This window comes from Streptococcus mitis, from assembly GCF_001074635.1.
Lineage (GTDB): Bacteria > Bacillota > Bacilli > Lactobacillales > Streptococcaceae > Streptococcus > Streptococcus mitis_E.
On sequence record NZ_JUQO01000148.1, the window covers coordinates 1 to 12,059 of the forward strand.

At 39.3% G+C, this 12,059-nt stretch carries 11 protein-coding genes; all 11 read right to left on the reverse strand.

Annotated elements, in window-relative coordinates; translation table 11 throughout:
- Positions 1–141 precede the first annotated feature (141 nt).
- The 11 genes from ADI58_RS05955 to rnpA all read right to left on the reverse strand — a co-directional run bounded on the left by ADI58_RS05955 (position 142) and on the right by rnpA (position 11,952).
- Positions 142–1,062 (reverse strand): helix-turn-helix domain-containing protein, encoded by a 921-nt coding sequence (locus tag ADI58_RS05955; RefSeq protein ID WP_049521842.1) that lies wholly within the window; start codon positions 1,060–1,062, stop codon positions 142–144.
- A gap of 123 nt (positions 1,063–1,185) precedes the next feature.
- Positions 1,186–3,837, reverse strand: coding sequence for a bifunctional acetaldehyde-CoA/alcohol dehydrogenase (gene adhE, locus ADI58_RS05960; RefSeq protein WP_049521843.1), 2,652 nt, complete (start codon positions 3,835–3,837; stop codon positions 1,186–1,188).
- Positions 3,838–4,136: 299 nt separating this feature from the next.
- Positions 4,137–4,547, reverse strand: coding sequence for an MORN repeat-containing protein (locus ADI58_RS05965; protein WP_049521844.1), 411 nt, complete (start codon positions 4,545–4,547; stop codon positions 4,137–4,139).
- Positions 4,534–4,977 (reverse strand): low molecular weight protein-tyrosine-phosphatase, encoded by a 444-nt coding sequence (locus tag ADI58_RS05970; protein WP_049521845.1) that lies wholly within the window; start codon positions 4,975–4,977, stop codon positions 4,534–4,536. The genes ADI58_RS05965 and ADI58_RS05970 overlap by 14 nt, the downstream gene beginning before the upstream one ends.
- A 46-nt stretch (positions 4,978–5,023) precedes the next feature.
- Positions 5,024–5,323, reverse strand: coding sequence for a preprotein translocase subunit YajC (gene yajC, locus ADI58_RS05975; RefSeq protein ID WP_000445810.1), 300 nt, complete (start codon positions 5,321–5,323; stop codon positions 5,024–5,026).
- 485 nt (positions 5,324–5,808) lie between these two features.
- On the reverse strand, positions 5,809–6,432 hold the full coding sequence (locus tag ADI58_RS05985) for a hypothetical protein (RefSeq protein WP_049521847.1): 624 nt from the start codon (positions 6,430–6,432) through the stop codon (positions 5,809–5,811).
- A gap of 579 nt (positions 6,433–7,011) precedes the next feature.
- On the reverse strand, positions 7,012–8,988 hold the full coding sequence (tkt, locus tag ADI58_RS05995) for a transketolase (RefSeq protein WP_049521848.1): 1,977 nt from the start codon (positions 8,986–8,988) through the stop codon (positions 7,012–7,014).
- A gap of 115 nt (positions 8,989–9,103) precedes the next feature.
- Positions 9,104–9,727 carry a hypothetical protein gene (locus ADI58_RS06000; protein ID WP_049521849.1) on the reverse strand — a complete coding sequence of 208 codons (624 nt, stop codon included), beginning with the start codon at positions 9,725–9,727 and terminating at the stop codon, positions 9,104–9,106.
- A gap of 50 nt (positions 9,728–9,777) precedes the next feature.
- Complete coding sequence (jag, locus tag ADI58_RS06005; RefSeq protein WP_049521850.1) at positions 9,778–10,764, reverse strand: RNA-binding cell elongation regulator Jag/EloR; 987 nt, start codon at positions 10,762–10,764, stop codon at positions 9,778–9,780.
- 17 nt (positions 10,765–10,781) lie between these two features.
- Positions 10,782–11,606, reverse strand: coding sequence for a membrane protein insertase YidC (locus ADI58_RS06010; protein ID WP_204373718.1), 825 nt, complete (start codon positions 11,604–11,606; stop codon positions 10,782–10,784).
- Complete coding sequence (gene rnpA, locus ADI58_RS06015) at positions 11,581–11,952, reverse strand: ribonuclease P protein component (RefSeq protein ID WP_049521852.1); 372 nt, start codon at positions 11,950–11,952, stop codon at positions 11,581–11,583. Before rnpA ends, ADI58_RS06010 begins: the two co-directional genes overlap by 26 nt.
- Between the last annotated feature and the right edge of the window lie 107 nt (positions 11,953–12,059).

The window sequence follows — 12,059 nt, forward strand, 5'->3', positions numbered from 1 at the left end:
CGTCAACGTCGCCTTGCCGTACTCAAGTACAGCCTGCGGCTAGTTTCCTAGTTTACTCTTTGATTTTCATTGAGTATAAAATTCATTTTAACAAAAAAGCGACATTTCTCCAATGACAGAAATGTCACTCCTATAAACTCTTTAACGATATCTTTCTAGATCCTCGGCCCATTCATTATCTAAACTAACGAGTAACTTCTCATTGCCAAACATCCTTGCCATCATTTTTGCTTCTTCATACTTTTGTTTGGCTGTTTCATAATCCGTCTGAATATAATATTTCCACTCCACCATCAAGACAATCGGTTGTTTTTGAAAATCTCGTGTTTTTTGCCCTATTTTATTTAAGGTCTCGACTGCCCTCTTAAAATAATGAAGCAACCCCATAATCTCTATACAAGTTAAAGAAGCTAACAAGGAGTCTCTAAGTAAGTCCAAACAATCGAATTCTATCTTATCAACCTGAGAACTTAATTTGTCATGAAAATAAAGAATAGTTTCATGCTCAGACTTTTTTATCTCACCCTCGTTTAAACCATCCATTAACTGACAAAGAAAATACAGTCTCAACTTCAACAATTCCTCAGCCCTATATACATCTCTGGATAGTAAGTCTTGAAGACTGTCCTCAATCACACTGCTTCCATATAAGGAATTACTAGTCATTCTCACTGCATCTATAGCTTGAAGACAATCCACTAGCACTTTCTCATCACGTGGCAAATCATCATAAAAGGTCTCAAAAATCTCATCAAAATATTCTTCCTTCTGTTCCTGTAACTCTTTGTCTCCGTAGTCAGGATGACGAAGAAGAAAGTATTTTAATTCTTGGTAACGCTTGGGTAATTCCTTATAATCTGGCATCAAGACATAGGACGGAATTTCTAATCGTTCTGCAATGTATTCTAGTGTTTTTATCGTCGGGCGAAATTCTCCTTTTTCGATCCTCACCAACTGACGGACTGATAATTCAGACTCATCCCCGCAAAAAACTGGACGACTAAGTCCTCTCTCCTCTCTTAAAAGTCGCACTTTATCCCCTAACTCATTTATCTTGTTCATTTGCCCCTCGCATGATTATAAAAGATTTGATTTTCAAATAAATATATGCGATGATTATACCATTTTTCAAATAGAATTACAAAAAAAGAGACAGGAAATTCCTGCCTCTAGGCTGATAAACGATTATTTACGGCGTCCTGGTCTTTCTTTGTAGCCATAGTAAGAATCTTCGATGATTTCTTGCATATGGTCAACCATTGGAAGACGTGGGTTAGCTGGTGAGCATTGATCTTCATAAGCAAGGAAGGCCAATTCACGAGAATGTTCTTTCCATTCTTTTTCATCAATTCCTTGTGCTTTGAAGTTCATTTGGATACCTACGCGCTCACCAAGTTCGTAGACAGCTTTTGCGTAAGATTCAACCCCTTCTTCTGGTGTAGAAGCTGGAAGTCCAAGCATGCGTGCGATATCTTGGTATTTTTCATCTGCACGGTAGTAGTTGTACTTAGGCCATGTAGCTGTCTTAGCTGGACGTGTACCGTTGTAGCGGATGACGTATGGAAGCAAGATTGCATTTGTACGACCGTGGATTGTGTGGAATTGCGCACCAATCTTATGGGCCATTGAGTGAGAAATACCTAGGAAGGCATTAGCAAAGGCCATACCAGCGATTGTTGAAGCGTTATGCATTTTCTCACGTGAGTGGAAGTCTGCATTCTTAACTGAGCTTTCAAGGTTTTCAAATACAAGCTTGATGGCTTGAAGTGCAAGACCGTCAGTGTAGTCGCTAGCCATTTGTGATACGTAAGCTTCAGTCGCGTGGGTCAATACGTCCATACCAGTGTCCGCAGCAACAAATCCAGGAATTGTCAATACCAAAGCAGGGTCTACAATTGCCACAGTTGGTGTCAATGAGTAGTCAGCGATTGGGTATTTACGGTTATTCGCTTTATCAGAGATAACGGCAAATGGTGTTACTTCAGATCCTGTACCAGATGTAGTTGGAATCGCGATGAATTTAGTCTTCTTACCAAGCAATGGGAATTTGAAGGCACGTTTACGGATATCCATGAATTTTTGGACAAGGTCACGAAAGTCCACTTCTGGTTGTTCGTAGAAGAGCCACATTACTTTAGCAGCATCCATTGGAGATCCACCACCGAGAGCGATGATTGTATCTGGTTTGAAGGCACGCATAATCTCAGTACCACGGTTTACAGTTGTGATATCTGGATCTGGTTCTACATCAGCAAAGATTTGGTAAACCACCTTATTGCGACGAAGGTCAAGTTGTTCGATGATACGATCAAGGAAACCAAGCTCTACCATGGCATGGTCAGTAACGATCATGACACGTTCAACGTCACGACATTTTTGAAGGTATTGAATTGAATCACGTTCAAAGTATGTTTTTGAAGGAAGTTTCATCCATTGCATGTTATTTCTCCGTCTTCCGACTTTTTTGATATTCAAGAGGTTAATGGCACTAACGTTATCCCCAACTGAGTTGCGTCCGTAAGAACCACATCCAAGTGTCAATGATGGTAAGAAGGCATTGTAAACGTCCCCGATACCACCGAAAGTAGAAGGTGAGTTACAGATAACACGAATAGCTTTAACAGCTTTACCAAATTCTTTAGTCAATTCTTCGTCAGCTGTGTGGATGGCTGCTGAGTGGCCAAGACCGTTAAATTCAACCATTTGACGAGCCTTAGTAATACCATCTTCACGGCTTTCAGATTTCAAAACTGCGATAACTGGTGACAATTTTTCACGAGTCAATGGCTCATTTTCACCAACTTCTTTACATTCAGCAGCAAGAATGTTTGTTCCTTCTGGAACTGTAAATCCTGCTTGTTCTGCAATCCAAGTTGCTGGTTTACCAACGATGTCAGCGTTCAATTTCGCACCAGCACAGTTTTTGCTGTTTGCTTTCACGCCGAAGCAGAATTCTTCAAGAAGAGCTTTTTCTTTTTTGTTTACAAAGTAAGTGTGGTAAGATTTGAACTCTGCTACAAATTCATCGTAAATTTCTTTATCAATGATAACCGCTTGTTCAGATGCACAGACCATACCATTATCAAATGATTTAGACATAACGATATCGTGTGCAGCTTGACGAATGTTTGCTGACTTTTCAACATAAGCTGGCACGTTTCCGGCACCTACCCCAAGAGCTGGTTTACCACATGAGTATGCGGCTTTAACCATAGCATTACCACCTGTTGCAAGGATTGTTGCAATACCTTCGTGGTTCATAAGGGCACTAGTTGCTTCCATAGATGGTTCAGTGATCCACTGTACACAGTTTTCAGGAGCACCAGCTGCGATAGCTGCATCGCGGACGATACGAGCTGCATGAGCAGATGATTCTTGTGCTGATGGATGGAAGGCAAAGACGATTGGGTTACGTGTCTTCAATGAAATCAATGATTTGAAGATTGCTGTTGATGTTGGGTTTGTTGTTGGAGTGATACCACAAACAACACCGACCGGTTCAGCAATCAGGGTCAATCCCGTTACATCATCTTCTTCGATAACGCCAACTGTTTTAGTGTGACGCATGTTGTTTACTACGTGTTCACAAGCAAACAAGTTCTTAGTTGCTTTGTCTTCAAATACACCACGTCCTGTTTCTTCAAAGGCATGTAAAGCCAATTCTCCGTGGGCATCCAAAGCTGCTACTGATGCTTTGGCAACGATGTAGTCGACTTGCTCTTGATCCAATTTACGCATTTCTTCAAGGGCTACGAGAGCTTTTTGCACCAACTCATCTACATGTTTTTCAGCAGCGAGTTTCTTTTCCTCTGGTGTCACAGTTTTTTTATCAGCCATATTTTCCTCCATAGCTTTCAAGGATCGATATCCTTTGTTAATTTTTTCACAAGTTTATTATAACGCATTATTTCAACTTTGTAAACAGTTTCATAAACATTTCACAAAGAATTTTTTATTGTTTGTGAATTTTTTATCATTTTCTTTACTTATCAAGTTTTTTCTTTAGAGTTTGTGAAATTTATTTCAAATATTTTTTATTTCACAAGCTTGCTTGGAAGAGAGACTTGGAAAGAAAGGGATTTGCAGGTAAGCGCTTACTTTAACATTCTAACAATACCTCCTTTGATAAGGAGGCTTTATTTTTGTTGAAAAACGCCTTGTTTAAAAGTCCCTTCATAAACGACTTCTTGCTCTGTTGTTAGTTTTCCTTTTCCTTCAGCCTGACCATTTACAAAATCACCTTCGTAGGTCCAGCCTTCTTTAGATTGAAAGGTGCCTTTTCCGTTGAAGGCTCCATTGTTGAAACCACCTGTATATTGGTCTCCATTTTGGAAGGTAATGGTACCTTGCCCATTCATTTTACCACGGACAAGACTGCCGTCGTAAACAATCGTTCCATTATCGAGTTTTAAGACACCTTTTCCGGGAATATTTAGAAAAAAGACGAGTACAGCACAGAAAACAATGGCAACTACTGCTAAAAACTCTAAACGTGGACGAGTCAGATACACTCGATACTTTTCGTAAAAATTCTTAAGATTTTCCACCTTCACTCTCCTTTTCTAAACGTTCTAACCAAGCTTGACACCCCTCTTGAACACGCCGATAAGTTTCCTCAAAATCTCCTGTATACCAAGGATCTGGTACACTTTCAGATGCAAATGAGTAAATCTTATCTTGACAGTCTACTGGACACATCTGACGTAAGTCAGAAACATTTGAAGCATCCATGCCGATAATATAATCAAAGGCTTCAAAATCTTTCTTACTAATCTGAAGCGATGTCTTATTCTTGTCATAAGGAATCTGATACTGTTGAAAAACCTCCTGAGTTCCCTTATGAATTGGATTGCCATGTTCCCAAGAGGAAGTCGCTCGACTTTGGATTTCGTAATTATCTGTCATTGATTTCATAACAAACTCGGCCATAGGACTACGGCAAATATTTCCTAGACAGACAAAGACTAATTTTTTCATCCCATTTCCTTTCTTTTATAGAAAAACGGGAGTTCGTAATCCCGTCTTATTTTTCAATTGCGCCTTCTAGTGAAGCTGTTTCTTTCAGCGGTAATACTGTCTTGATAGCAGCTAATTCAAAAGTCAAGTAAACTCCATCTACGTCAAGAACAATTGTTTTCTTTTCTGTATCTACTTCATCGACTGTTCCATAAAGTCCACCGATTGTAATCACTTCATAGCCCTTTTGTAGTTTGTTTAAGCTTTCCATACGCTTTTGTGCTTGTTTCTTTTGAGAGCGTTGCGTAAAGAACATCAAGCCCACCATAGCCACAAGAATGATTAAAAATGTATATTGTGATTCCATTATATTCTCCTTTGTCTTTTACATAGGACTACTATATCAAATTTCAGCTACTTTTACAAGATTGTACCTTGTTTTTATGCCAATTAAAAACTTTGTATGTGACACTCATGATGTTCAAAAACAATTAGAATCCCACAACCCTCCTTCACCAAAATTCTTTTCATTATTTATTGTATAATAAATATGATAACAGTGCAACGATTATTGTATGCTATCGCATTGCAGATAAAAAACGGCAAAGCAGAAACTGCCTCACCGTTCTCGGGTAACATCTTATTTCTTTTTCAAATATTTAGAAAGTTCATTTATTACCCACACAAAAATAGCTATCCATTGAGCAATAGAAAAAAAGATAAAAAACATGAAAAATAATGCATCTGTGGTTAAAGTTAATACACTCAAATTTCTACACAATATTAAAGAGATGAATGGAACTAAAATGGCCCATATCATCTGTAAAATCATTTTTTTCATCTTTTGCCTTTCTAATAATATCTATCTCCATGATAGTACAAAGATCTCTTGTAATTTGAGGTTTGAGAAACTTGTATGTTTACACTACCTGCTTCCCCTATACCAATGCTTCCTCCTGTAGAAACAGTAGTTGTGGTTGTGCTATATAGTCCCCCACTAAGAGTATAGTGAATACGATTTGCATCAGGCAATGCGTATTGGAAATTACCACTAAATACTAAATCGCCTGCATTGTATCCAGCATAAATGATTCTTTTTATTCCTCTAAACCAACCACTTTTACTTACTTCGCAATAAAAATAGACTTTCCCTGCATCTCCAGGGACAGAATCATATAATGTGTCATCTTGAAAAGAACTTGCTAGACGTACGTAAGAAACACTATCTACTCCAGCAGTATTAACTGATCTCATCCTGCTGCTAGGAAATAACAATCGAGATGCCTCTTCATAGCTTACTCCAGTATTTTTTATATAATCGTTTATTATGTCATTTTTACTCACCTCGGTTGAAGAAGAGTCATTTAAAGAAATAGCGTAGTTTTTTTGTTCGTCAGCTTGAACAGTACTATGAAAATTAATACTTATAACAAATAAACTGATGAGAAAAAGTATAGCAATATTTAAACGTTTCATAATCATTACCTCCTCATTACGAAACCAAATATAGAACACTAGCGACCGATAATCTCTACTTTAAACCTCCTTATATTATATTTAGTGCAGTTAGCTACTGCCAAAGCCCAAGTGGTATACTTGGAATAAGCCACTGTGGATTAGTTCATTTCCTCCAATCGCTTGACGATTTCTGAAAGGCTCTAACCACATTTTTTTGTTTCAATTGGTAATGAGTTTGATGACGCATAGACGTTTTATCTCCTAAAAAACGAACTACCCTTTGACGAACAAAAAGTGATGTGGCTTCTGAAATTGACACTAGATTACCTTTGAAAAATGGACTTTTTAAAGGGCTTTTTGCCGTGCTCTAAAATCATCAAATTGAATTAAGAAATATTTTAGATAAAACTATTGACTTTTCTTATAGTTTATCTTTCAGGTTATCTTCGCTTATATTTTACTACAAAACATTGTTAAAGTCAAAGAAAATGAATACGCTTTCTTTATTTCAGTTCTTAGGTTTCGGTTCTTAGCTGATATTCCTAAACTAGTATCATCGGTCATAAAAAACCAGAGCTTGCGCCCTGATTTTTAGGATTATTTCAAGTTTTGAACGACTTTTACTAGATTTTCTACAGTAAAGCCATATTCTGCCAATACTTTTGGTGCTGGGGCAGAGGCTCCGAAGGTATCAATACCGAGAACGGCACCATCAAGACCAACATATTTGTACCAATTTTGAGTTGCACCCATTTCGACTGCAACACGACGGCGGACTGCATTTGGAAGAATCTCTTCCTTGTAAGATGCATCTTGTTTATCAAAGACATCTGTAGATGGCATGCTGACTACACGGACTTTTGCTCCTTGACTAGCCAATTCTTTGGCTGCTGAGACAGCAAGATTGACCTCTGAACCTGTCGCAATCAAGATTGTATCAAAGTCTGCTGCATTTTCATAGACAACATAAGCACCTTTTGCAACCTTGTCAAAGTCTGTTCCCTCTTCGACAGTCAAGTTTTGGCGTGTCAAGACAAGTGCAGTTGGTGTTTTCTCACTTGTCACTGCAAGGTACCAAGCTGCTTGAGTTTCACGCGCATCTGCTGGACGGAAAACATTTAGATTTGGCATAGCACGAAGACCTGCTAAGTGTTCAACTGGTTCGTGCGTTGGGCCGTCTTCCCCAACCGCGATTGAATCGTGGGTAAAGACATAAGTCACAGGAAGTCCTTGCAAGGCTGACAAGCGGACAGCTGCTTTCACATAGTCAGAGAAGACGAAGAAAGTACCACCGTACACACGAAGTCCACCGTGAAGGGCCATCCCGTTCAAGATTGTTCCCATGGCAAATTCACGAACACCAAACTGAATGTTGCGGTTCAAGCGGTTGGCATCGTCTTGAAGTCCGTCAGTCTTGATATAAGTCATGTTTGAGTGAGCAAGGTCAGCTGATCCACCTAGGAAGGTTGGTAACTTAGCTGCCACAACATTCAAGGCATCTTGGCTTGAATTACGAGTTGCTTGAGAGAAGCCATTTTCTAAGGCTGGGAAGTCTGCTGGAGTCACTTCAACTGGATCGCGTCCATCGATGATGGCTTCTACTTCTGCAGCCAATTCTGGATGCGCTTCTTTGTAATCTGCGACTAGTTTTGCCCATGCTTCATAAGCTGATGCACCACGGTCTGCAACATGTTCTTTGAAATCAGCATATACTTGTTCTGGGATTTCAAATGGTTCGTAGTCCCAACCAAGGGCTTGACGAGTTGCTGCAGTTTCATCTGCTCCAAGAGGAGCACCGTGTACGGCATTAGTTCCTTGTTTGTTTGGAGAACCGTATCCAATAACCGTCTTCACTTCAATCAAAGATGGTTTGCCTGAAGCTTTAGCTGTTTCGATAGCAGCTTGGATTGCTTCCAAGTCTGTTCCATCTTCTACCAAGGCAGTATGCCAACCGTAGGCATTGTAACGGTCACGAACACTTTCTGTAAAGGAATCCTTTGTCTCACCATCCAAGTTGATATCATTTGAATCATAAAGGACAACCAACTTATCTAGTTTTTGCAAGCCTGCGTATGAAGCCGCCTCACTTGAGACACCTTCCATCAAGTCTCCGTCTCCACAGATAACGTAAGTATAGTGGTCAAAGATATTGTAGCCTTCGCGGTTATATTTGGCTGCCAAGAAACGTTCTGCCTGGGCAAAACCAGTGGCAGTTGAAATCCCTTGACCTAAAGGACCTGTTGTAGCATCAATTCCTGCTGTATGGCCAAATTCTGGGTGACCTGGTGTTTTTGAACCCCACTGACGGAAGCTCTTAATCTCATCCATGCTAACATCTTTAAAACCAGAAAGGTGAAGAAGGGCATAAAGAAGCATTGAACCATGACCTGCTGAAAGAATAAAGCGGTCGCGGTTAATCCAGTTTGGTTTAGCTGGATTGATACGAAGTTGTTTTGTAAAGAGGCTGTAAGCCATCGGAGCCGCTCCCATAACCACACCTGGGTGACCTGAGTTGGCTTTATTAATGGCGTCAATACCTAGGAAACGAATTGCATTAACAGATAGATTTGACATAGAATTTCCTTTCTATTTGAGGTGATTATTGAATCACACATTCTATTTTACTATTATATGAAAAAATACATAGAATAGCAATTAAACAATTCGACGTAAATAAGTATTCTATTTGCTATCCTCTAGTCGCCTGATAGTAGGGAAGTAAGCGTTCATAAGCATCTTCTAATTTTTCTAAAATCACTTCTAATGATTGATTTTCTATAAAAGAAACATCTGATTTAACTAACACTTTTCGGATTTCTTGACTGCCTACCTTCTCGACTAAGAACTGACGATTTTCTTCGTTCGCATCCCACCGTTGACTTTCCCCATCAGAGTAGGCTAGATAATAAATCCCTTCTACCACTGGAACTTCTAGGACCTTGGCCTGCTTGCCTAAAGTTTGCTCATCTTTCTTGCGCTCGATAAAACTAACTTCTAGTGAGACACCAAAATCAGAGGGTACTCCATACAAACGAAGAGCCAACATAGGTTCTGTCACTTTCCCCTCACGCTGTATATAAGCCCAGAAGTGTGGTCGCAAGCGCTGCGCTTGGTTCATCCACTGACTCGTTCTTTGGAGTTGCCATTCTGGACGACTTGCTTGAAATGCTTTAGCCAACTCTGTAAAGGCCTTTCGAGCCTCTTGGCCTTTGTAACGCAATTCCAGCATCTTCTCTCGCTCTTCTACCGCTTTATCTGGATTACGATACTGGATCCCTGCAAAGTCTAGATAGTCTCTTATCTTATTCAACATTAATTTAATCTCCTCTAGCTAGCAAAAAATCAGGTCAACCCTGATTTTACTTATTCTGTATCTACAACGACATAGCGATTAGGCTCGTCACCTTCAGAGTAACTGGTCACGCCATCCATACGTGAAATAATACGATGGATAATCTTGCGTTCGCTATTTGACATAGGATCTGTTTGATGACTACGTCCTTCTTCTAAAACACGAGTCGCCAATTTTTGAGCATAGGTCTGCAAGACTTCTGCACGATGTTCAACATAATCATTGACATTAATAGTAATGTAAAAGGTTCTTGAATAGCGGTTGTAAAGATAATTTTGAGCCAATAGTTGTAAGGCCTTCAAGACTTTACCGTGATAACCAATAATACGCCCTGGCTCATTTGTATCAATTTGTAAATTGATGCTACGACGGTTATAATCATTTGAAATCGTCGCTTCAACGTCCATATCATCAATGATTGTTTGGACATAAGTCGTTACTTCCGTAGCTACTTGTTCAATATCAAAGCTCGGTTCAACCTTCAAGCCCAAGTCTTCTAGTTCTTGACTTTCAGTTTGCTCAGTTTGGCTTTCAATAATAGGCGTTTCTACTTCTTCGAGAGCAGTTTCTTCAAGTTGTAATTCATTTAAGATCTCAATGTGACCAGTTTCTTCCAAGATAGTGCTGGCATGTCTTTCATGTTTTAAGATTTCAGCCTTGACTTCATCAGAAATACCTTGGCCTCCCTCTTCAATCTTTTTAATTGCTTCTACAACATGACCCAAATCAACCGTTGCTTCACTGACTGTTTTAACAGGCTCATTCAAATCATTGATTTGTTTTGGAACTCCCTTTACAGCTTGTTGGTTTGCTTTTACAACTGTCGTTTCACTAATAGCATCGATATCTACTTGGGCTGGTTTTTTACCAAATAAGCCAAGAAACCCTTTTTTCTCACGAGAAATGACTTTGATATGAGCCTTCATTCTTGGAATATCTAATTCTTTCAATCCTTTCTGGATTGCTTCTTCAACAGTTGAACCTGTAAATACTACCATTACCAGATTCCTCCTTATTATTTCGTTTTCTGAGCCTTTTTCTTGGCTTTTCTTTTTCTATTTTCCAAATCTTTCTGTGCCTGTACTACGGCCTCGCGCTCTGCGATAATCTTGAATGGATTATTCAAGAAATAGGTTTGCAAGACTTGATAAGCATTAGACACTGTCCAGTAGAGGGCGACTCCACCTGGCGCATAAACTGCAAAGATAAAAATCAAGACTGGAATACCATACATCATCGCAGTCGTAGCCCCATTACGCTCAGACAAGGCTTTGTTGGACAACCAAGTGCTTAAAAAGGTAAATACAGCTGCTAAAATCGGAAGAACAAGGGTTGTATCCACACCACCAAGGTTAATCCATAAGAAATGACCTGTCTTTAAAAAGTCAACTCTTGATAGAGCTTGGAACAAGGCCAAGATAACCGGCATCTGAATCAAAATCGGCCAAAGAGAATCTGACTGTCTGACACCCATTTCTTTAAAGACTTTACGCATTTCTTGCTCTAGCTTGGTTCTGCTTTCCATATCACGACCCGGATATTGTTCTCGAAGCGCCTTAATGCGTGGTTGAGCTTCCTGCATTTTTCTGGATGCCACCATTTGCACTTGAAAGACTGGCAAGAGGACTGTACGAATCAAGACCGTAAAGAGAATAATCCCCACTCCGATACTGATATCAAACGATAAAAAGCGAATAATTTCCGCAAAGAAGTAAACAAATTTACTCCAAAAATCAGCCGAATTGGCTGTAATATCGCTAGTTGTCCCATTTGTCGCACAAGCTGTCATGATCAATAGAGACAGTCCTAGCAAACTAGTCAACTGTAGTTTCTTTTTCACTCCCATTTCCTTCCTGATAAATCTTTGATAATTTTAATACGTGGAGTAGATTTTTCTCCATCTCTGCGTATCCTAAGTTTTCAACCCCTTTTCGAGCAATGACAACAAAATCGACATCTTCTACCAGACTCCCTTTTGCATTCTGGATAATATGTCTAATTCGTCGCTTAATTTGATTTCTAGTGACGGCATTCCCAAGCTTTTTGCTAACTGATAGACCTACTCGAAAATGGTTTTTATGGTTTTCTAGTTGGTAGACAACAAATTTGCGATTGGCAAAACTTGTCCCCTCCTTGAAAATCGCCTTAAAATCTTTCTCTCTTTTTACACGAAAGTTTTTCTTCAAAACTCAACTCCATCTATTAAATTACTACTATTATACCATATTTTTCAAAAAAGCCAATCATAGCAAGGTTTTGGACATTTCCATCAGAAAAAGAAGCTGGAAAAATC

Excerpts from the sequence above, each read along its gene's own strand:
- ADI58_RS05955 (WP_049521842.1), bottom strand. The coding sequence starts at position 1,062 with ATGAACAAGATAAATGAGTTAGGGGATAAAGTGCGACTTTTAAGAGAG.
- adhE (WP_049521843.1), bottom strand. The coding sequence starts at position 3,837 with ATGGCTGATAAAAAAACTGTGACACCAGAGGAAAAGAAACTCGCTGCT.
- ADI58_RS05970 (WP_049521845.1), bottom strand. The coding sequence starts at position 4,977 with ATGAAAAAATTAGTCTTTGTCTGTCTAGGAAATATTTGCCGTAGTCCT.
- yajC (WP_000445810.1), bottom strand. The coding sequence starts at position 5,323 with ATGGAATCACAATATACATTTTTAATCATTCTTGTGGCTATGGTGGGC.
- ADI58_RS05985 (WP_049521847.1), bottom strand. The coding sequence starts at position 6,432 with ATGAAACGTTTAAATATTGCTATACTTTTTCTCATCAGTTTATTTGTT.
- tkt (WP_049521848.1), bottom strand. The coding sequence starts at position 8,988 with ATGTCAAATCTATCTGTTAATGCAATTCGTTTCCTAGGTATTGACGCC.
- ADI58_RS06000 (WP_049521849.1), bottom strand. The coding sequence starts at position 9,727 with ATGTTGAATAAGATAAGAGACTATCTAGACTTTGCAGGGATCCAGTAT.
- jag (WP_049521850.1), bottom strand. The coding sequence starts at position 10,764 with ATGGTAGTATTTACAGGTTCAACTGTTGAAGAAGCAATCCAGAAAGGA.